This is a genomic window from Peribacillus sp. NPDC096379 (assembly GCF_044762875.1).
Lineage (GTDB): Bacteria > Bacillota > Bacilli > Bacillales > DSM-1321 > Peribacillus.
Genome location: NZ_JBIWFD010000002.1, coordinates 478,166 through 499,167 on the forward strand (window position 1 = coordinate 478,166; position 21,002 = coordinate 499,167).

Sequence of the window (21,002 nt, forward strand, 5' to 3'; positions counted from 1 at the left end):
ACATTCTAGAAAAAAGGGGATGTCCCAAAAACAAAGGTTTAGGCTCCACTATTACAATATACAGTTTAAGTTAAGTGTTTGTAACACTATAAACTGTGTGTAAAGTGTGAGGCCAAGACCCATTTGGGGCATCCTCTTCTTTTTGATATTTCTTATAATCCGTTGAATTCATCCAGTTCTTTTTTCAACTCTGCTAATATGCTCTCACATTGTTTAACTAGGGTGGATGGGAACTGTTCATCTTCTCCATATTCTAGACCGTGAGGATAGTAATGCTTGCCTAATAGTGGAACTAGTAACTTAATAACTGCTTTATGAGCCCCTACATCACCTTCAACCGCATACCCTTGTACACGAAGATAAAAAACACCATCCTTCACTTCGAATTTACGATCGTAACTGACACGTTCGTAATCCCATTGTTCAGCTCTAACTAAACCATAGTCAGTCATTAGACTATCAAGGCGATTTAAATCTCCAGTCATGTTTTCAAATCCATATTGTTCGAATCTCACGAAAAAACCCCCTATTCATACAATTAAATATGTAGTAAATAAAATAAATCAATGGTACATGTTATAATCCTTAAAGGTTTGTATAGACCAAATTCCCTCATATTTTATAATAGTATGAATTTATACAAGTTGCAATCGCTATCTTTCCGTTTATTGGTATCATTCACAGAAACTCCATAAATATTAACGGATTTTTAACATTTATTCTAAAGATATCAGCGGTCCATTTTCTATAATAAGTGTAATAATCATGATATAATTAGGATTAGGCATGAAGGGGTAAATTAGTATCATATGATTTGTTCTCGAAATTTAGGAATTAATAAACGAGTACTAATTATTTTGACTTGTTATATGGGCTATAAAATCCATTTACGGTATGTAGGATCATGCGAGAATGCCTGCGGGTGCGGCTTTTTAAAATAGACTTTGTCAAATGACCATCAGAAAAGGAACATAAAATACGGAATTTCTTAAGCTCAGAAGGCGTTCTAATAGGAATTAAGGAACTTCGTGATTCTTTCATAGTTCAGGACGCTTTTACTTTTTTAAAAAGAAAAAGAGAGGGGAGTGTCTTCTGAAGACGTTCGCTAGAATTATTTTTTTCGTTATTGTATTTTTTATTTTAGGAATTTATTTTAATTTTGATTGGAATGTCAAGCAGGATGCAGTTCTTGATGGATCAAAGGAGGCCAATTCAGGGGGGATGACGAATCTTGAGAGAAGTAAAGCCCCTACACTTGAAAATGGATTAATCAAGCCTAAAAGCGGATTGGCGTTGACAATAGGGAAGGGTCAAGATGAAGTCTTAAAGTCTTTTGGTGAACCAGATAGAGTAGATTTATCAGCATATGGGTATGACTGGTGGATTTATAATAAAAAGCAAGATACTTATTTTCAGCTGGCAATGGAGAAAGGGAAAGTAGTATCTGCCTATGGAATAGGTGATTCAACAGATGTTTCACCGTTTTCTATTGGACAACCGATCGACGAAATATATTCAAGTTTGTTTTTTGAGACATCTGTTGATATAGATACGGATTTAGGTTCCTATCGTTTTGAGTTATCAGAAGAAGATATGAATATAAGACCGTTAATTAAGATAGGTGATATTTACATCCAGCTCTATCTAGATAAATTTACAGGGACCGTGTCCAGTGTTCGATATTTAAATGCTGAAACATTGATTAAGCAAAGACCATATGAGGTAACATACAGTGGTGAATTAGTGGGCGAACCTGAATTTTCTGAGGAAGACTGGTTAAAGGTAGAGAATGGAAGTAAACAGCAAATATTCGATTTCACTAATATTATACGAGGTCGTTTTGATTTGGATCCGTTAAGCTGGGATGAACCTACTTCAGAGGTAGCTTTTCTTCATAGTTCTGATATGTATCATGCTGAGTATTTTTCGCATACGTCACCAACTGAAGGGGAGCTTGCAGAGCGATTGAAGACAGGTGAGGTCATGTATACAATCGCAGGTGAGAATATAGCAGCCAAATATGTAGATGCTATTGAAGCCATGGAAGGATGGTTGAATAGTAAAGGTCACCGAGATACCATGCTAAATAAAGAATTTACTCATTTAGGAGTCGGAGTTTATCAAAAGTATTACACGCAAAATTTTATCGGGAAATAACGGTTAGGCGAGAAATAAAGTTATTTGAATAACTTTATTTCTCGCTTTTTTTTTGGATACTCTAAGATTTTATCTCGCATTAACGGGCAGTAAATCCCTCACTGATTGAAGTTTCACTTTATTGTATGGCGTTCTTCATATTATATGAACTCTAGATTGTTTTGTTTAAGTAGCACATATTTTTTCGTTCAGCATAATTTGAAAATAGGCTAATGCTTTATTGTGAGGTGAGGAAGAATGGTTAAGAGAAAACGCCCATCCGTTGATAAATTTAAGGAATTCGTACGAACACATCCTGGATTGACCGATCAAGTTAAGGCGGGAAAATATTCTTGGCAGCAGCTGTTTGAAGAATGGTATTTATTAGGTGACTCTCATGAGAAATGGATCACATATATGGAAGAGAAAAAAGATCAACCAGTAGAGGAAACAAAAGAAACGGATACAGGGGATATAGTTAGTACACTTGTAAATACATTTAAAAACATGGATATTGCACAAGTTCAACAATATATTTCAAATGCCAACCAAGCTTTGGGAGCCATCCAAGGCATTCTCACTTCCTTTCAAGGAGATCAGTCTGTAAAAGTAGAGCCGAAAAAAATAGAAACACGCAAAAATCCATTTGAGTTTAAAAAAGACTGATAAAAAGGGGGAGATCTTGATGCGTCAAGACGTTTATGAGGTAATTAAAGAAAATGAAGATTTATTGAAATTGTTAAGGATGCAGCCACATTGGTATCGTAAATTAATGAGGAATCCCCAATTGCTTGAAAAATTAGATACAGATGCAGTTTTTTTCTTTAAGAAGTCGATTCCAGACCGAGTGTCGAAGTTTTCTGATGGAGTTCAATTTGCTTCGATGATGATGAATATGTTTCAAGCGATGAAAACACCTTCAACATAAGTTATATGTAGAAAAGGGGATAAATCTCTCTCCGTTGCAGAAGCTAAAAGCAAAGGGAGGGCTATTTCATGCGATATTTTGTAGTTATTTTACTCATTGGGAGTTTGTTGACTGCTTGTAGTAATAAGATTCCAGAGCCAGAAAATGTAGCAAAGGCTGCAACGAAGAACGAAATCAGCGATCCTTTCAATGTAAATTATTTCGTTAAGGGAAATTCGGTATTCGTGGAATGCTATATAAAGGATTATTCTTTTTCAAATCATAATCAAAAGCACCAGACGACTGTTTATGTTTATATGGACGACAAGAAAGTAAAAGCAGTAAATACAGCTGCCTTTATTATAAAAGATATACCAGTTGGACCTCATCAGATGAGACTTGTCATTCATAATACCGGAAAGAAGGTTGATCTTATTAAACAATTTAAGGTACATATAAGTTCAACAATCTGAGTGAAATGAAATTGAACAATGGAATTATATTGAAAAAATTAAGAAAAGAAGGTCGCTTCTAGATCCTATACATGATAAAATAATAGTGGAGGTGAGCGAATCTAATGCTTGCTACTATGGAAAGAGTCAGTATTTTACAAAAAGCAGAAGCCTTGGCTGAAATGGTTATTGAATCCAAAATTGGTCAAGAGTATTTTGAGCTTTTATATAATTTGCGCCATGATCAAGGGGCTCAAGATAAGATAAGGAAGTTTACATCTTTAAAAGACCTGTTTGAAGAAGTGCAACGCTTTGGAAAGTACCATCCTGACTATAAGCGTGTAAACTTAGAAATTCGTCAGGTCAAGCGGGAGATGGACATCCATCCTTCTATTGCTGCCTTCAAAAGAGCAGAAACAGAATTACAGGCTGTATTGGATGAAATCAGTCATAGGATAGGACATGCTGTGTCTCCTTTTATAAAAGTACCTGCAGGAAGCCCGTTTTTCGAATCAGGGTCAAGCTGCGGTGGCAGTTGTGGCACGGGTGGTAGCTGTGGATGCTCGGCATAAAGTGAAACTTCCATCAGTGGAGGTATTACAGCCTGTTAAACCGGGATAAAAGAAAAAGGTCTGGATGTCCAGACCTTTTTTATTAAATATAAAACTAAATGAAATTAGTTGTGGCAATCATATCGAATCGTACTTCGTCAAGCTCCAAGGCGTTATAGAAAGATAGTTGAAAAAAAAGGAACCGCTATGCTAAACTTAACTAAACTTATTTTGAATTTTTCGTAATTTAGAGAAACATATCGGGGATAAATGGTTGATTCGTTGTTAAAACATTAAATTAATCACATTATTCAATTATTCTTTAATAAAACTACTATTGATGGAATTCTGTCAATAAAAAAGGAGCAATTATAAAGATGTTTGGAACAAGACAAGCTCTTATTGTATATTTACATACATTGAAACAAGCTAAAATGCTTCGGAAGTTTGGCAATATTCACTTTGTCTCTAAAAAGATGAAATACGTGGTCATATACACAAATATGGACGAAATCGAGACATTGTCTCAAAAATTGAATAGCTATTCATTTGTGAAAAAAGTTGAAGTGTCCTATAAGCCGTTTTTGAAAATGGAATTTGAGAACTCTAGGCCTGACAAAGCGAAAGAATATGATTATAAAATGGGAATCTAAAAAAGAGCCAGCTCATAATAAAATGAGCAGCTTTTTTTTATTGAATGAAGTATTTGTTTTTCAAATAAGTTTGGTGCATTTGCTGTCCTTATTGAATAATCAGCATTTATCATTGTAAAGCTGGTAAGTATCTGTTCATGCGAAGAATCCCGATAAGATGCTGATAGTATAGCCCGATTTCAGCGAATTGTTTGGAGTTTTTTACCTGTAATTCGATGATTGATTTATTTAATTCAGTAGCAAGATTAAAAAAAAGTTCGTATCGTTTATTCGCTTTATGATTTGGATTTGGAACGCCTTCCCTGCACACATATAGTGGTTGGAAATCACCAGGCTGTGTAGGTTTTAAAACGATTACAAGGGAGGTGATGGGTGTATCATCCAATTCGGTATGTAGTGCAAGTAGATGGACAATTCTATGCTTGTTTGATCTTCCAATTTCTAGTAATTCATATAGATCTGAATAACCACTTCCAAGCTCGATAAATCGTTGTATCAATTCAATCGCTCCTTCGTCTTTTCATCATCTTTACTTTATCATTTTAAAAAGCGTATGTAAAAGTAACAAAAAACAATCGTGAGCAAAAGGATGGGTGCAAGAACTAGGATGATTTCTTCCAATATAACTTCTAAGTACATATACTCTTTCTTGAAAACAGGCTTGAGGATTTTACTAAAATCACATTCCTTTTAAAATAGGAAGGGGTCATAATAGATTAGATGAAAAAAATGACAAATATGAAATATATGTACTGCTTTTAGAACGTGATAGTTCTTTTGCTTTATCCCACTCTTAACTGGTAGTAAGATCTCCACTGATGGAAGTTTCACTTTATAAATCTGATGTTAGTCTTCGTTTGAATGAACAAAACCTAAAAAAAACCTGCAGAGTATGCTCTGCAGGGTCCTTCTATTTCCTTCATAAAAGGAAGAAGGTAAAGGGAGAGGAGAAACCGGAGGAAGGTCTTATGGGGAAATGTAAGACTTCTCCGCGGTTGGCAACAACACCTACGAAAGTGATGTTGTTACTCTTATTATCACCAAATATCTCTTTCTTATTCAAAGGAATTAGAATTTTTTTCACCTAACTTGTTATATCGTTCTAACTGTTAATAATATGCATAGACAAAAGTATTACTTTATCTCGCGATAATGGGCAGTAAGGCCCCCGGTGATTGAAGATTCACTTTATATTGGTATATGAGCGAAATAGACTTGGAGCTCTTTATGTAAAGTGTTGGCTTACATTTTTGAATATGATAGGATAAATGAGAAATGAAATTAGTTGAAAAATGTGGTGGAAGATATGAGGGTTGTTTCTGGAACATGTAAGGGAAGACCGTTAAAAGCTGTATCAGGGACAGGGACGCGTCCCACAACAGATAAAGTAAAAGAATCTATTTTTAATATGATCGGACCGTATTTTGATGGCGGACAGGTACTTGATTTGTTTGCTGGAAGCGGTGGACTTGCGATTGAAGCGTTAAGTAGGGGTATGGATAAGGCCATTTTGGTAGATCGCGATTACCAAGCATTTCAAACAGTGAAAATAAACCTTGAAGCATGTGGATTTACAGATCGCTCAGAGGTATATAAAAATGATGCTGAGCGTGCCTTGAAGGCCATTATAAAACGCAGTCTATCCTTTTCGCTGATAGTGCTTGATCCTCCTTATAAGCAGCAAAAGTTAGTGAAATTGCTTGAAATGATTCATGATGCAAAGATTCTTGAAGAATCAGGTATTATTGTCTGTGAGCATGGCGATGATGTTGTGCTTCCTGAGAACGTGAATGATTTAGTTAAATGGAAACATGAAAACTACGGAATCATTTCTGTTTCAATATTTAGATGGAGAAGTATCCGTGGTGAGCAGGAGGAATTGTAAATGGGGAAAATCTCTATTTGTCCAGGTAGCTTCGATCCAATTACACTAGGACATCTTGATATTATCCAAAGAGCTGCAAGAGTGTTTGAAGAGGTAAATGTAGTGGTTTTAAATAATAGCTCGAAAGCATCGCTGTTTACAGTCGATGAGCGTCTCGGATTAATTCGTGAAGTTACGAAGCATATTCCAAATGTTAAAGTTGATTACTTCCAGGGTTTAACAGTAGATTATGCCAAAAGCGTTCATGCAAGTGCAATCATTAGGGGGTTAAGAGCTGTATCTGATTTTGAATATGAAATGCAGATTACCTCCATGAACCGTGTCTTAGATGAGCAAATTGAAACTTTCTTCATTATGACGAATAATCAATATTCTTTTTTAAGTTCTAGTATTGTGAAAGAAGTGGCCAAATACGGTGGAGATATTACAGAATTAGTCCCAGAAGTGGTTGCACAAGCACTGTGTGAAAAATTTGCTGATCAATAAAAGATTGGATGAACAAAAAGCGTCGAACCTCTTTGTGCAAGAGATAGAATGCTTTTGTTCATCTATTTTTTATCTGGGGAATTCCATAATATAGTTAGTTTTTTTAGGTATAAGATGACGCTGATCATATTCAATGTACAAAGTTTCTCTTAATTCCGATGATGAGATAGAGTGTCAAAAATGCAAGTGTAATTAAGGGACCATAATCCATCATTTTTTCATAAAAATGAATGCCAATACCATTGTCATTCATCATAAAAACGGGATTGGAGTTCGAAGGCTGTCCATTTAAGCCGATTTTTTCGTAGATGGGTTTCCAAAGAATAAAGGTAAAAGCAGCAGCCAAGAAGCCATGAACAATTCGAGCGAAGAAAAACGGTGAAAAACGAATGTCAGTGTCAGCTAGGATACTCGCTACTTGAGCTTGGATGCTAAACCCGCTAAAGCCAAGAATAAAACTTGTAATAATTGCCTTCTGCATGAGAGTTGCTTCTTCGACACCACTTGTCATTTGAGAACCAATGGTTATCTCGGAAAGACCAGAAATGAATGCCATACTCAATTCTTCTGGAAGATGAAGTGTATGTAATATGGCGATAACTCCTTGTGCAAAGAAGGTAGTAATATTCATGTGAAATAGTAATTTATTGATTACAGAGAATAAGATAATAAATCCACCAATCATTAATAAAGTGTGGATGGAAGAAAGCACAGCGTCGCCGAGTAATTTACCAAGTGGTCGTTTTTCGTTCATACGGGTCCGATGCATTTGCTGGAGTGCAGTCTTAATGGAAGATGTCTTTTTATGATAAGAGTTCGACTTCTCTTCATCTTTTCCGTAAAATCTCATCATAAGCCCAACGCAAATATTACCTAAATAATGAGAAATCGCGAGCATAATGCCAAGACTAGAATTATGAAAAAAACCGACTGATACGGCCCCAAACATAAACAACGGACTTGAATAATTAGTAAACGACACAAGCCGCTCCGCTTCAATTCTCGAGAGCTGCTTTTCTTGACGCATTCTTGCCGTATATTTGGCACCAGATGGAAATCCGGATGCCATACCCATTGCCAAAACGAATCCCCCAACCCCTGGAACTTTAAATAGAGGCCGCATTACTGGTTCGAGAATAACACCGATAAATTTAACCACCCCAAACCCAATTAGTAATTCCGAGATAATGAAAAATGGCAGCAAGGATGGAAAAACGATTTCCCACCACATATTCAATCCTCTAATAGACGCTTCAAAAGCATCTTCAGGAAAGGATATTAAACCTATAGCCATAGTAATTGCTGAGGCAGCTAATACGATTGTTTTGATTTTTGTTTTAAACAAAATCCAAGCCTCCTTAAAAGGGAATATGCTATGCACTTATTTAGAGAAATGATAAAATAGGTATAATATGTAAATTTGTTCATTGCGATAGAGTAATCTTGTCCACCTAGATACACAATATGCACATAAGCCCGCAATTAAGACCATAACTTTGATAAGAAGTCTGAAATAACTAGATTGTTCAAAGAAAGGGGGAAGTTAACTTTGAGAGAACCGAAAATCGGGCTGGCCCTTGGTTCAGGTGGAGCTCGAGGATTTGCTCATTTGGGAGTTATAAAGGTTTTAAAAGAGGCGGGCATTTCGATTGATATGATTGCAGGCAGCAGTATGGGGGCGTTAGTTGGATCTTTTTACGCGGCAGGGTCGGATGTAGAACGGTTATATCGGTTATCTAAAGCGTTCAAAAGAAAGTATTATTTGGATTTTACCGTTCCTAAAATGGGGTTTGTCGCGGGGAAGAAGGTGAAAGAGCTCATTCGAGTATTTACATATAACAAAAGGATTGAGGAATTGGATATTCCGCTTGCTATTGTTGCCACTGATATCAAAAAGGGAGAAAAGGTTGTTTTTCAAAGTGGCCCTATAGCAGATGCTGTTAGAGCCAGTATTTCTATTCCAGGAATCTTTGTCCCTGAAAAAATTGGTGATCGGTTATTAGTAGATGGCGGTGTCATTGATCGAGTGCCGGTATCGGTCGTAAGAAGCATGGGGGCAGATCTTGTGATTGCTGTTGATGTTTCAAATGTGAAAAAGGAAATAGAGATTACCTCCATTTATGATGTGATTATGCAAAGTCTCGATATTTTACAAATGGAGCTAACTGAAAGTAGAAAACTTTCATCTGATGTGATGATCCGGCCACATGTGGAAAATTATAATTCAAAATCTTTTACAAATATAAACGAAATAATTACTATTGGAGAAGAAGAAGCTAGATTAAATATCGATAAAATTAAACAATGTATTCATACTTGGAAGGAGTCCCACAATAATGAGTCGTAAAATTTATATACGCTCTTTCCTTATAGCGTTAGTCCTGATTGTCGGTTCAACCTTTTATTATTTGCCTTACTATGTAACAAAACCGGGCATGGCGCAGGAACTTGAACCGATTGTTACTGTAGAGGGTGGAGATAAGGCTGAAGGTAGCTTTATGCTAACTACAATAAGAATGGGAAAAGCAAATATATACTCTTATGCTATCGCGAAGTTCAGTGATTATCAGGAGTTATTTGCTGAAAAGGACATTCGTATAGAGAATGAAAGCGATGAAGAATATAACCTAAGGCAGCTGCATATGATGGACGGATCAAAGAATCATGCGATTCAAGTTGCATATAAAAAAGCAGGAAAATCGATAACTTTTGATTATCATGGGGTTTATGTGCTAGGTGTAATGGAAGGGATGCCTGCTGCAGAAGCATTAAATCCTGGTGATCAGATTATTAAAGTAGATCACTTGAAGTTCCGATCTTCCCAGGAGTTTATTGAATACGTTGCTGAAAAAAAAGAAGGCGACGAGGTTGAGATTGTTTATATTCGCAATAATAAAGAGCAAACGGCTAAGATGAGGCTGAAGGCATTTAAGGAACAACCGGAAAAAATCGGAATCGGGATTTCGCTTGAAGATGATAAGAGTCCCGTCACAAATCCAGCTATTAAAATTGATAGTGAGCAAATAGGTGGACCTTCCGCAGGACTGATGTTTTCACTTGAAATTTATAATCAGCTGACAAAAGGTGACCTTACAAAAGGGTACCGAATTGCAGGAACTGGTACAATGTCTGAAGATGGAACAGTGGGTCCAATTGGCGGGATTCAGCAAAAGATTGTAGCTGCAGATAAAAGTGGAGCGGAGATTTTCTTTGCACCAAACGAACGAGGCAGTCAAAATTCGAATTACGATGAAGCCTTAGTAGCTGCAAAGGATATTAAAACAAAGATGAAGATTGTACCTGTAGATACATTTGATGATGCGCGAACTTATTTAGAAAACCTACCTTATAAAAACAAATGATGACTCATTGGGCTGCCTCTTTCAGAAATGAATGTGGGGAAGACCAATAGCCATCTTTTTTTAGTCTATGCTAATGGGTGTGTGATCCTGTAATTTCATACGATATATGAGTAAGTCTATTAACTGATAATAACAGGTGATTCATATTCACGCTTCATTAATAAGTGTTGGTAAGGTTGGCTTAGGCCAAGAGCGTATACCTGAGAAGCACGTATATCAAGTTGGATGGATGGATCATTAAATGCGGACAGCTTGGATATAAGCGGAATGGGAAGATTTTTCTTGATTTCACGTAAATATTCCCGTCCGTTTGCATTCATCCCGAGTAACCTTAAATAGGATGGTGCTTTTTGGAATGCTTGCATATCATCTTTTTTCGTTCTGGTTAATAGGTGAACACACATTCTTTGAATCCTTGTCCATGTATAGCGTTTTGTTTTTAGTAGCGTCATAAATTCATGAAAGGATGAAGCAAGTGCTGCCATTTCCTTCATTCTAAACTCGATTCCTTCTTCAATTTCATAGATATCGGCAAGTTCTGCCACTGATGCTGAAAGAATTTGATATTTTAGCAATGGCCAGAATTTTTCCCAATCGTGAAAAGAATGGTAGACTGTTAAATATTGCTGTAGTACCTCTTTTGTCGATTTAGGTACGTATGTAATGATGTCCTTCAAGTTTGTTTTATCGGCTATCGCTTTACGTATACTTGTTGCACTAGCAATTGGGCTTTTAGAAAGCTCAGTTTCATGATAGCCCGCTGCAATTCGGTGAATGGTCAATGGTTTGATTTTAAATTGTTTTGACAAGGCTGCTTTAACGTATTCTAGACCGAGAATATTATTGGGCTGTGTTAAATCGAGTACTTCTTCATGTCCTACTAGCTCATTAAACGCTAACGATGCTGCCTTAGGATAACTGCATCCGGCCTTTAGGTGGTGACGAACCTTTTCATCAAAATCATCTTTATTTTCCATTAAAAATTGATAGGTAAGCATAAAAGGTTCTAGACGACCATCTTCACTCCCAAAACAAAATGCATCACAATCAAGTGCTTCAAGAATACTAATAGCACCTTCGGCAAAAATTCCCGCCTGCTGTGTAGCAAAAGGATAAGGCAATTCAAAAACAAGATCTACTCCTCCGGCAAGAGCCATTTTTGCACGGGCCCATTTATTCACTAAGGCAGGTTCGCCGCGTTGGAGGAATGGACCGCTCATGATAGCGATGGTTACGTCGGCATTTGCCGCTTGTTTGCTCTCGAGTGCATGATATACGTGTCCATTATGAAATGGATTATATTCAACTACGATACCTACTGCTTTCACTTAACTACCTCCTTAAAAATAGCGTATATAGTTCTACACTTACTTTATCATGAAAATGTAAGGGCTCCAAATCACGAAAAATCACAGTTTAGCAAAGTAATGTTTGCATTGCTGTGAAAAATGGATATTATAGTAGGAGTGAGATTCGCGAAACCTGTGAAAACTAGAATGATGAGCGAAGTTTAATACATTTGGTTGCTTAGCTGTAGACGCCATCGTATCGAGTCGCTAGCTGAATAATCTGTTGGGGAGAAACCCACCGTGCAGCTTGCTCGTCTTATGCTTATCGCCGATAAACGTGCGCCTTCCGCTTTTCTGGGTGTAAAGAAAAAATATTGACAAACGGTAGATAGACAGCTATAATTACCTTTGTTGCCTTGAGGTGATTGATTTGAAATGGACGATTGGCCAACTTCAAAAATTTCGGGATAAAGAATTACGGATAGATGAATTTGTGGATATTTCCGATATTAAGGAAAGAGATTCACAAATTCGCGATGTATCGCCAATAAAGGTAACTGGAAGAGTTGATATTCACTCATCAGACATTACCTTTCATCTGCATTTATCTGGAACATTAATTCTTCCTTGTTCTCGAACACTGGTAGATGTGAAATATCCGATTGATATTGATACAACAGAAACCTTTATACTTAAAGCGGAACTTGCTGAATATGCAATGGATGAAGCGACTGCTGTTATTGGTGATGTTGTGGATCTTATACCAGTAATTAAAGAAAATTTATTGCTTGAAATTCCGATGCAGGTTTTTTGTGAGGATGTCAATGTTGAAGGCGCTGCTCCTCAATCTGGGGAAAACTGGTCTGTTTTGAATGAGGAAGAACAGAAGCAGAAAGTAGACCCTAGATTAGCAAAGCTTGCAAACTATTTTGACAACAATAAAGAATCGTAATGGGGAAACGAGAAGAATGGAATCATTCATTCTTCATTGCTTCTTGACTTTTTATAAGGAGGTGGGAATAATGGCTGTACCTGCTAGAAGAACGTCTAAAACTGTAAAAAGAAAACGTCGTACACACTTCAAATTAGTAGTACCTGGTATGACAGAATGCCCAAGCTGCGGTGAAATGAAACTTTCACACCGTATCTGTAAAGAATGTGGAACTTACAACGGAAAAGAAGTTGTAAGCAAATAATTTCTTAAAATAAAAAAGCACAAAGATTATTATAATCTTTGTGCTTTTTTTATTTTAATGAAAGCAGTTTGAACCGTTTAACTATTCACAAGAATGAGGAACTAAGGTTATTACAAGCAGGAATTGATGGCCATCATAAAGAATACTATCTTATTCAATGAAAGTGAGATTTGTGTACATGAAAACTGTGTTTTATTGGAAGTGTACAATGAACTTGGGTTTTTAAAGCTTATCATTAACCAACCTAAAAACAGAAATGCTATTAACTATGAAGTTATGGATAAAGTGAAACTTCAATCACCAGCTACCTTCGATACTTCTAAGCCTTGAGGTGGGGTCTTACTGCCCGTTCATGCGGGGTAAATTAGATGATGTCCTAATAAACTGCTTAAAAGAATGATTCTGTGGAATTGTATGCCAAACATTAGAAGACAACAGAACATCATAGAGCAGTAGCAAAATTTATAGAAAAATCAGGTATGATATTTTTTCCCTTCTTCTATCTTATCTAGCAAGTGCATATGAATGTAGTACAGTGAGGTTGACTTGTAACCAATAGGGGTAGACCCCTTGCGAGTCGCACCCCATCATCTTTGAGTAAAGAATTTGTACAGAAATAAGCCAAGTGCAAACTGGTCTTTTAAGAAACAGACTTCTTACCCAAAAAGTATGAGAGTACACAGTTATGCATAGAGGATAAAAAATAAGTTGGGGGGATTTCAATGTCAATAGCAAGGCAGGATGCATGGACTCAAGATGAAGATGTTCTACTGGCTGAGGTGGTTTTACGTCACATTCGCGAAGGAAGTACCCAGCTCAATTCCTTTGAAGAGGTGGGAAAGAATTTATCACGAACTGCTGCTGCTTGCGGTTTTCGCTGGAACTCACATGTAAGAAAACAGTATAAATCCGGTATTGAACTGGCAAAAATTCAAAGAAAAGAAAACAAAAAGCTTCCGTTAATAGAAAAAGAAGAAGTTGTCTCTACTATGACAGAAACCTCTGTTGACATTCCACAATTACAACTAACTAACTCAACAATTACTATGCAAGATGTTGTCCAGTATCTTACGCGTGTAGCGGAACAAACGTTAAATGATAGCCGTGACAGACAATTGATTACACAAGAGTATGATAAACTTCTGCGAGAAAACGAGAAATTGAAACATGATAACAAAAAGCTGTTTGAAAAACTGAGCTCAGTTGAAGATGACTATAATGCGTTGCTTCAGATTATGGAACGAGCAAGAAAATTAATTGTGTTAGAAGAAGATAAAAAAGAAAAAAAGGTGAAATTCCAAATGGATAAGAACGGAAACTTAGAAAGGGTAGAAAAGTAGCTGAAGGAAAGAGGGAACGTTTACTCTTTAGGAGAAAACTTTTGTGAAGATTGACTCTATATTAAAATCGTTGGAGAAATTTAATTCTTACCATAATAAATAGCACAAGCGGTACTAGATACCTGTTTGTGCTATTTATTATGTTTTTATTGGATTATAGTAGTTTCAGGTGTCCATAATAATGGATTTTCCCCCAAATCTCGATCCATGTCATATGAAACTGAATGAAAGTCCATTTTATCCCAGAATTTCTCTGATTTAACCCTAGGATTTGTTTTAATCGGTTTTCCGAAGCTTTTCGCGAATTCAACGAGTGACGATCCGTAATGTTTTTGTCTATAATACGGCAATACTTCAAGCTTCCATAATTCTAAAAAATCTTGTTTCGGTTCGAAATATTGATCGAATTTTGCTTTTCTTTCGTAAAGGCTCATCCTAGCAACAAGCTTGTCACCAAAGTAGATTCCGTAAAAAGGAGACTCACTATCGTTTTCGATAATATTTGTTTCTAAGTCATCCATCATCGATAGCTCTTGAATGCCATACTCTTTGAATTTTTTAAATTCTTCCAGCGTTTTATAATTTACCAATAATCGTTCCACTTTATAGTCCATAAAAAGCTCCCCTTTTTTATCGCAGTTTGTGTGAGTATTAGGAATCTGTTAATAGCAAGTTTAGCCGGGCTATCAATAGAATTCTGAAAAAGAAACCGTTTTACACGTATTATATAATATTTAGTGAAACAATTCCCTAGAAAGATACCTAATTAACATAATATAAAAAATAATTGGAATTATGTACATTTTTTAGGTGTGAGAAGGAGATCGCGATAGATAGTCGTATAATAAGTAAAAAATTGACCGTTACATCATCTTCGAAAATAGTTTCTAGATAAAGAAGATTTCATTCCAAGTGGTGGTTAAGTTTGGTAACATAAATGAATAATGACATAATCGCGTGTTAAAACGCAGTGAACTAGTGTGAAGGAAGACGATTTGTTAAAAATAGGGAAAATCAACCTTAAAAAAGTTGGTGTGGCGGAGCGTAGCAGCAAATTAGACTTTTTATACAAAATCTAGTTTACTTTTCAATTTAAGCGGTAATGCTGTTTAAATTAATGATGCACTGCCCTATTTCCCATCATAAAAAATGGAAGGTAGGGAGTTATGAACATAGGGATAATCGGCGGCGGATCAATCGGCCTACTTTTTGCTGCTTATTTAAGTGATACATATGAGACTACATTATATACAAGAACGAAAGAACAGGCTGATGAACTTATGGAGCTAGGGGTAACGCTTAAAAGAGATGGGTTCACTATGATTAATAGGGTAAAGGCGGTACCAATTTCCATGGGCATTACTGATCATAACTTATTGTTCATAGCTGTTAAACAATATCATTTTGAAGATGTTTTCCCCATTATTCAGGACATGGTAATTCCGCTTGTTTTTTTACAAAATGGATACTCACATATAAAAATGATGAAAGAGGCAGCTTCAAAAGAAATTTATGTCGGGGTAGTGGAACATGGGGCACTAAAGCAAGGCAGTACAACGGTTGAACACACTGGAATAGGGGTGACCCGAATTGCAGTCTATTCGGGTCATCTGGATAACTTTCCATTGATTCACGGAAATGCAGGGACGTTTCCTTTTATAGCTGAAAAAGATTATCAAGAAATGCTCCAAAAAAAATTATTAGTAAATGCAATGATTAATCCTTTGACTGCCATATTAAAGGTTGAAAATGGTAAATTGATTGATAATCCCTATTTATATGCCTTGTTTAAAAAGTATTTTGAAGAGCTCTCGAATATATTTGAACTTGAAAATAGTGAACATGTTTTATGCCATATTGAACAAGTTTGTCTGGCAACTTCGAAAAATCGTTCTTCCATGTTAAAAGATATCGAATCAGGAAGGAGAACGGAAATTGACGCCATTACAGGTCAAATAATGGAGACGGCAATAGAGAGGGAGAAACCGTATGAAATGACCGCATTTATATATTCCTTAGTTAAAGGGATGGAAAGTAGGGAGAGTGAGTAACATGATATCAATTTTCTCAAGTGTAGCGGCGACTTTCATAACAATGCCTATCCTTGCGTATATCATTTTTTTCATTGCTGTGAAGCAAGTAACCGGAAATCATCGGCGGTCTGTTCATGTCGCAATGGATATCAGCACCCTCTTGTTTATGTTTTCTGTGCACTATCTCATAGTGGCTATCTGGGATCGCCACATTATTTGGATTCTACTCTTGGCGATGATTGCAATTGCATGCATGGTAGTAGTTGTTCACTATCGGGTAAAGGGTGAAATCATATTTCAAAAAGTATTAAGAGGTTTTTGGAGGCTTAATTTTGCTTTTTTCTTTTGTGTTTATTTTGTCTTGTTACTTTATGGAATAACAACTAGAGTTCTGTTAACCTTTTAAATGACAATATAAAGGAGCGCTAAAGTTTTATAGTGCATGTTCAAAAAGGAGGATAAAGTGAAACTTCAATCAGTGGAGGGACTGCCCGTTAATACGGGATAAAAAGAACCGAGAAGTTCGAGGAGCACATCTCGAGAGGATCGGAACGTATGAGGTAATACGTGAGGACCGGAGAGGCCGAGCTTGGATGCAATTCTTTTTTACCGGACTTTTTGAACATCCTCTTATAAGTAGACTAGAGGTCGTGGGCAACTTTTTTTGTATTCTGTAGATGTGATGATATACTCAATTTAGAATTGTAGAAGCAGAGAAAGGGAGTACATAAATGGAGTTGAAAGATCTCGCTTTACCATCACTAAATGCATTTGCTTCAGACTATCTTACTGATCAATTAGAAGTAGATGATTTTTTTCATTACAGTTTATCTGATAATGAGAAGTATCATAAACGATATCAAGAAGTGATGTCACGAAATTTCTTTCGTGACGAATTGGCTGATTCTATAGAGAAATATATGGCACAGTATTCTTTGTCGATTCCCGTTAAAGAAAATATAGAGGCATTCCGAAAAGAAGATTCTGTCGTAGTTATTGGAGGACAGCAGGCAGGTCTGCTGTCAGGCCCCCTTTATACGATACATAAAGTGATTTCCATTATTAAATTAGCGGAAGAACAAGAAAAGGCGTTGGGTAAAAAGGTGATTCCGGTTTTTTGGATTGCTGGTGAGGATCATGATTTAGCCGAAGTGAATCATGTTTATACGTTGAAGAATGGAATTCAGGAGAAAAACACGTACCCATTCTATCATCCTTTTAAATCGATGATTTCGGATCTTGAACTGAACACAGAAACAGCGCAAGCTTGGGTAAGTGAAATTTTCGAAACATATGGGGAAACAGACTTCACCAATAAATTACTAGCTGATACAAATGAAGTCATTAAGCGTTCTACTACCTTTGTTGATTTTTTTGCCTGTTTAATTGATAACTGGTTTCATGACTTTGGTCTTTTGATGATAGATGCTGCTGACCCTGGATTAAGAAAACTGGAATCAGAGTTTTTTGCAATGTTCATTGATAAAGCGGAAGAAATTACTAAGGCTGTACACGCGCAGCAGTCTTTTATGCAGCAAAAAGGATATAAGCGGATGATTGACATTCAAGAAAAAGCGGCTAACTTGTTTTACTATGATTCGAAGAAAAAGGATCGGATGTTACTAGAAGTGGTGAATGGTGTTTTTTCTGGAAAAAATAAGGAAGTATTATTTACTCAGCAAGAGCTTCGTGAATGTTCTAGAGTAACACCTGAACGATTAAGTAATAATGTAGTAACGCGGCCAATTATGCAAGAAATGCTATTTCCCGTGCTTGCATTTATATCTGGGCCTGGGGAAATTGCCTATTGGGCAGAATTGAAGCAAGCTTTTGAACTATTCTCTATGAAAATGCCCCCAATCATTCCAAGGCTAAATATAACGATAATCGAGCGAGGGATTGCCACAGATCTCAAAGAGGTAGGGATGAATCTTGAAACTGTGCTAACAACTGGGACTAAATCAGCACAGAGCGAATTCCTTAATACTGTCAAGGATCATTCAATCGAGGTATTATTCCATGAAATGAAAGCGAAGCTAAGTGAGAATCATGAATTGTTTACTGAAAGAGCTATAAGCCTTGATAAAGGGTTAGACCCATTGTTACAGAAAAACCGGAGATTTATCGAGAAACAGCTTGATTTTATTTATGGGAAAATGAATGAAAGTTCACGTAAGAAGCATGAAGTGGTCTTGAATAAATATCAGCGGATTGAACATTCGTTATTTCCACTCGATGCTCCTCAGGAAAGATTGTGGAATATTTTCTATTATTTAAATAAATATGGTACAGATTTTATAAACGAACTGGTTCAGCAGCCATATACATTTAACAACAAGCATAAAGTTATTTATCTATAAGAGGTTGTTCAATAGTCCGGAAAAAATGATAGGCGAATTTTATTATTTCTAGTGCAACTAAAGGACCGCACGTATTAACTGTACATACTTTTAAGACGAAAGGGATTATCATTCCTCGAGTTTGCCGGATTTTTTGAACATCCTCTTTAACGAATCATGATAAGAAGACAGGCGATTTTTTTGGCGCCCGTCTTCTATTTTTTTTGCTTGAAGGACATGGGGCGGGGCTTCACGACTTAATAATATAGCCAATCTGCTTAACAGATATACGTACATTATTAAGAAAGTATTTCAAATCCGACTCCGCACCGCCACCATTGTGATTAGGTGAATGTAGTGTGCTATAGGGATGGATCCTTCGTGGTAAATGGTGATGTTATACGCCATATTCGTTTTGTTAGGATTATCGTCAAATTAGTCAGATCATTTGAAGGGAAAATACGCTGTAAAGAAAATTCACTTTATAAAAAAACTGGATATTTAAGGAGGGATAACTTACTAAGTACAGAATTTATATAATAAGTGGTGAAAAGTGGAGGAATGTGGTACATTGTTAAAAGAAAGTGGGGGTAGTGGGCATGTTCATGGGGGAATATCATCATAGCATTGATCCAAAAGGGCGTATTATCATTCCGTCTAAGTTCAGAGAACATCTCGGGGAATCATTTGTTTTGACTCGCGGTCTTGATCAATGCTTGTTTGGCTACCCGATGGATGAATGGCGTCAATTGGAGGATAAGCTGAAGGGCTTGCCATTGACAAAGAAAGATGCCCGGGCTTTTACTCGATTCTTCTTTTCTGGTGCGACTGAATGTGAACTGGATAAACAAGGAAGAATTAATATTCCCACACCACTTACTTCATATGGAAAATTAGAAAAAGAATGTGTTATTCTCGGAGTTTCCAATCGAATTGAGATTTGGAGCAAGACCATTTGGGAAAACTATTTTTCAACATCAGAAGATTCTTTCGCTGAAATAGCCGAGAATATGATAGGCTTCGATATTTAAACGAAGAATCTACATCATTAATCGATTGGAAGGATGTATTACATGTTTCAACACACTACCGTACTACTCAAAGAGACTGTGGATGGATTACAGATTAATCCAGATGGCATATATGTCGATTGTACACTTGGAGGAGCAGGCCATAGCGCTTATTTAGCATCTCAGCTTTCGGATAAAGGCAAACTCTACGCTTTTGACCAAGATGAAACAGCCATCAAGAATGCTCATGAAAAATTGAAAGAATATGGCGATAGAGTGATATTAATTCAAAATAATTTCAAACATATTGCAGAAGAACTTTTACTAAGAGATGTTCATGAAGTGGACGGAATTTTATATGATTTGGGTGTTTCATCTCCGCAACTTGATACCCCTGAACGTGGATTTAGCTACCACCATGATGCACCACTAGATATGAGAATGGATCAAAGTGCAAGATTATCCGCTTATGATGTAGTAAATACTTGGACATTCCAGGAGTTAACGAAAATTTTCTTTCGATATGGTGAAGAGAAGTTCTCCAAGCAAATTGCTCGGAAAATAGAGGCAGCTCGTGAAATTAAGCCGATTGAAACCACCGGTGAGCTTGTTGAATTAATTAAAGAAGGAATACCAGCTCCTGCAAGACGTAAAGGCGGTCATCCGGCCAAACGTGTATTCCAGGCGATACGAATTGCTGTAAATGATGAGCTGGGTGTTTTCGAAGACTCTCTTGAACAAGCGATAGCATTACTTAAGCCAGAAGGTAGAATTTCTGTGATTACATTTCATTCATTAGAGGACCGTATTTGTAAATCTGTTTTTAAACAGAACAGTGATTTACCGGAAATGCCGCACGGTCTACCTGTCATTCCTGAAGAATTTCAACCCATTCTAAAATTAATCACAAGAAAACCTATTCTACCATCGCAAGAAGAATTGGAAGAAAATAATCGCTCACGTTCAGCCAAGCTGAGGATCGCTGAAAAAAGATAAGGGGGAATCAAAATGAGCTCGGTTGCGAAAAAAATTCAAGAACAACAGATTCAAGAGCAACAAAGATCTGTACAAACCGTCATTGTCCGTAAAATGAAAATTTCCTTTGGTGAAATGATATTAATCTGTGCTCTTGCTCTTGCCATTGCTTTTCTAGGGACCAAAGTTATTTCCAATCAGGCAGCGATTTATAAAACGAATAAATCAATTCAAATGACAAATCATTCTATTGATGAGCAGACTCGGTTGAATGTAGATTTAAAAGAACAAGTCAGTGAATTAAGCACATATGAAAGGATTTGGAAAAAAGCAGCCGACCTTGGTTTAAAGCTTAATGAAAATAATGTAAAGGTTGTGCAGGAATAAT

25 protein-coding genes are annotated in these 21,002 nt (G+C 36.6%); 20 read left to right on the forward strand and 5 right to left on the reverse strand.

What is annotated here, in order from left to right:
* Positions 1–152: 152 nt before the first annotated feature.
* Positions 153–515 (reverse strand): YugN family protein, encoded by a 363-nt coding sequence (locus ACIQZI_RS11340; protein ID WP_403073148.1) that lies wholly within the window; start codon positions 513–515, stop codon positions 153–155.
* A gap of 706 nt (positions 516–1,221) precedes the next feature.
* On the opposite strand from ACIQZI_RS11340, the gene ACIQZI_RS11345 reads away from it, so the two are divergent.
* The 6 genes from ACIQZI_RS11345 (at position 1,222) to ACIQZI_RS11370 (ending at position 4,699) form a co-directional block, all read left to right on the forward strand.
* Positions 1,222–2,157: a CAP domain-containing protein gene (locus ACIQZI_RS11345; protein WP_253722488.1), complete on the forward strand. Its 936-nt coding sequence runs from the start codon at positions 1,222–1,224 to the stop codon at positions 2,155–2,157.
* Between the two features lie 237 nt (positions 2,158–2,394).
* The gene (ylbD, locus tag ACIQZI_RS11350; protein ID WP_403073151.1) at positions 2,395–2,802 is read left to right on the forward strand and encodes a spore coat protein YlbD; all 408 of its coding nucleotides are present in this window, start codon (positions 2,395–2,397) and stop codon (positions 2,800–2,802) included.
* A gap of 19 nt (positions 2,803–2,821) precedes the next feature.
* Positions 2,822–3,064, forward strand: coding sequence for a YlbE-like family protein (locus ACIQZI_RS11355; protein WP_403073153.1), 243 nt, complete (start codon positions 2,822–2,824; stop codon positions 3,062–3,064).
* Between the two features lie 68 nt (positions 3,065–3,132).
* Positions 3,133–3,516 (forward strand): hypothetical protein, encoded by a 384-nt coding sequence (locus ACIQZI_RS11360; RefSeq protein ID WP_062181498.1) that lies wholly within the window; start codon positions 3,133–3,135, stop codon positions 3,514–3,516.
* Positions 3,517–3,620: 104 nt separating this feature from the next.
* Positions 3,621–4,067 (forward strand): YlbF/YmcA family competence regulator, encoded by a 447-nt coding sequence (locus ACIQZI_RS11365; protein WP_062181495.1) that lies wholly within the window; start codon positions 3,621–3,623, stop codon positions 4,065–4,067.
* Positions 4,068–4,423: 356 nt separating this feature from the next.
* On the forward strand, positions 4,424–4,699 hold the full coding sequence (locus ACIQZI_RS11370; RefSeq protein WP_062181492.1) for a YlbG family protein: 276 nt from the start codon (positions 4,424–4,426) through the stop codon (positions 4,697–4,699).
* 109 nt (positions 4,700–4,808) lie between these two features.
* Here ACIQZI_RS11370 and ACIQZI_RS11375 read toward each other — a convergent pair whose 3' ends face one another.
* The gene (locus tag ACIQZI_RS11375; RefSeq protein ID WP_403073156.1) at positions 4,809–5,198 is read right to left on the reverse strand and encodes a DUF7147 family protein; all 390 of its coding nucleotides are present in this window, start codon (positions 5,196–5,198) and stop codon (positions 4,809–4,811) included.
* A gap of 807 nt (positions 5,199–6,005) precedes the next feature.
* On the opposite strand from ACIQZI_RS11375, the gene rsmD reads away from it, so the two are divergent.
* The gene (rsmD, locus tag ACIQZI_RS11380; protein ID WP_403073158.1) at positions 6,006–6,584 is read left to right on the forward strand and encodes a 16S rRNA (guanine(966)-N(2))-methyltransferase RsmD; all 579 of its coding nucleotides are present in this window, start codon (positions 6,006–6,008) and stop codon (positions 6,582–6,584) included.
* Positions 6,585–7,070: a pantetheine-phosphate adenylyltransferase gene (gene coaD / locus ACIQZI_RS11385; RefSeq protein WP_403073160.1), complete on the forward strand. Its 486-nt coding sequence runs from the start codon at positions 6,585–6,587 to the stop codon at positions 7,068–7,070.
* A gap of 130 nt (positions 7,071–7,200) precedes the next feature.
* On the opposite strand, the gene ylbJ is transcribed toward coaD, so the two are convergent.
* A complete protein-coding gene (gene ylbJ / locus ACIQZI_RS11390; protein WP_403073162.1) occupies positions 7,201–8,415 on the reverse strand; it encodes a sporulation integral membrane protein YlbJ in 1,215 nt (404 codons plus the stop codon).
* A gap of 204 nt (positions 8,416–8,619) precedes the next feature.
* Between ylbJ and ACIQZI_RS11395 the strand changes: the two genes are divergently transcribed.
* Together ACIQZI_RS11395 and ACIQZI_RS11400 are read left to right on the forward strand one after the other, a co-directional pair.
* The gene (locus ACIQZI_RS11395) at positions 8,620–9,417 is read left to right on the forward strand and encodes a patatin-like phospholipase family protein (protein WP_403073164.1); all 798 of its coding nucleotides are present in this window, start codon (positions 8,620–8,622) and stop codon (positions 9,415–9,417) included.
* A complete protein-coding gene (locus ACIQZI_RS11400) occupies positions 9,407–10,432 on the forward strand; it encodes a SepM family pheromone-processing serine protease (protein ID WP_403073166.1) in 1,026 nt (341 codons plus the stop codon). Before ACIQZI_RS11395 ends, ACIQZI_RS11400 begins: the two co-directional genes overlap by 11 nt.
* Before the next feature lie 119 nt (positions 10,433–10,551).
* Here ACIQZI_RS11400 and ACIQZI_RS11405 read toward each other — a convergent pair whose 3' ends face one another.
* Positions 10,552–11,760: a nucleotidyltransferase gene (locus ACIQZI_RS11405; protein WP_403073168.1), complete on the reverse strand. Its 1,209-nt coding sequence runs from the start codon at positions 11,758–11,760 to the stop codon at positions 10,552–10,554.
* Positions 11,761–12,151: 391 nt separating this feature from the next.
* Here ACIQZI_RS11405 and ACIQZI_RS11410 point away from each other — a divergent pair, with 391 nt between their 5' ends.
* From ACIQZI_RS11410 to ACIQZI_RS11425, 4 genes are all read left to right on the forward strand, one after another.
* Positions 12,152–12,673 carry a YceD family protein gene (locus tag ACIQZI_RS11410; protein WP_403073998.1) on the forward strand — a complete coding sequence of 174 codons (522 nt, stop codon included), beginning with the start codon at positions 12,152–12,154 and terminating at the stop codon, positions 12,671–12,673.
* A 70-nt stretch (positions 12,674–12,743) separates the two neighbouring features.
* Positions 12,744–12,917 carry a 50S ribosomal protein L32 gene (rpmF, locus tag ACIQZI_RS11415; RefSeq protein WP_028392959.1) on the forward strand — a complete coding sequence of 58 codons (174 nt, stop codon included), beginning with the start codon at positions 12,744–12,746 and terminating at the stop codon, positions 12,915–12,917.
* Between the two features lie 126 nt (positions 12,918–13,043).
* A complete protein-coding gene (locus ACIQZI_RS11420; protein WP_403073170.1) occupies positions 13,044–13,247 on the forward strand; it encodes a hypothetical protein in 204 nt (67 codons plus the stop codon).
* 392 nt (positions 13,248–13,639) lie between these two features.
* A complete protein-coding gene (locus tag ACIQZI_RS11425; protein ID WP_403073172.1) occupies positions 13,640–14,257 on the forward strand; it encodes an RsfA family transcriptional regulator in 618 nt (205 codons plus the stop codon).
* A gap of 146 nt (positions 14,258–14,403) precedes the next feature.
* Here the strand turns inward: ACIQZI_RS11425 and ACIQZI_RS11430 are convergent, their stop codons facing one another.
* On the reverse strand, positions 14,404–14,871 hold the full coding sequence (locus tag ACIQZI_RS11430) for an N-acetyltransferase (RefSeq protein ID WP_062181459.1): 468 nt from the start codon (positions 14,869–14,871) through the stop codon (positions 14,404–14,406).
* Between the two features lie 552 nt (positions 14,872–15,423).
* Between ACIQZI_RS11430 and ACIQZI_RS11435 the strand changes: the two genes are divergently transcribed.
* The 6 genes from ACIQZI_RS11435 (at position 15,424) to ftsL (ending at position 21,001) form a co-directional block, all read left to right on the forward strand.
* Positions 15,424–16,308: a 2-dehydropantoate 2-reductase gene (locus ACIQZI_RS11435; protein WP_403073175.1), complete on the forward strand. Its 885-nt coding sequence runs from the start codon at positions 15,424–15,426 to the stop codon at positions 16,306–16,308.
* Position 16,309: 1 nt separating this feature from the next.
* Entirely contained in the window at positions 16,310–16,696 is a 387-nt protein-coding gene (locus ACIQZI_RS11440; RefSeq protein ID WP_403073177.1) for a DUF3397 domain-containing protein, read from the forward strand.
* A 325-nt stretch (positions 16,697–17,021) separates the two neighbouring features.
* Positions 17,022–18,650, forward strand: a complete 1,629-nt coding sequence (gene bshC, locus ACIQZI_RS11445; protein WP_403073179.1) for a bacillithiol biosynthesis cysteine-adding enzyme BshC — start codon at positions 17,022–17,024, stop codon at positions 18,648–18,650.
* 578 nt (positions 18,651–19,228) lie between these two features.
* Positions 19,229–19,660, forward strand: a complete 432-nt coding sequence (mraZ, locus tag ACIQZI_RS11450; RefSeq protein ID WP_062181444.1) for a division/cell wall cluster transcriptional repressor MraZ — start codon at positions 19,229–19,231, stop codon at positions 19,658–19,660.
* Between the two features lie 42 nt (positions 19,661–19,702).
* The gene (gene rsmH / locus ACIQZI_RS11455) at positions 19,703–20,635 is read left to right on the forward strand and encodes a 16S rRNA (cytosine(1402)-N(4))-methyltransferase RsmH (protein WP_403073181.1); all 933 of its coding nucleotides are present in this window, start codon (positions 19,703–19,705) and stop codon (positions 20,633–20,635) included.
* Between the two features lie 12 nt (positions 20,636–20,647).
* Positions 20,648–21,001, forward strand: coding sequence for a cell division protein FtsL (gene ftsL / locus ACIQZI_RS11460; RefSeq protein ID WP_062181437.1), 354 nt, complete (start codon positions 20,648–20,650; stop codon positions 20,999–21,001).
* Position 21,002 lies beyond the last annotated feature (1 nt).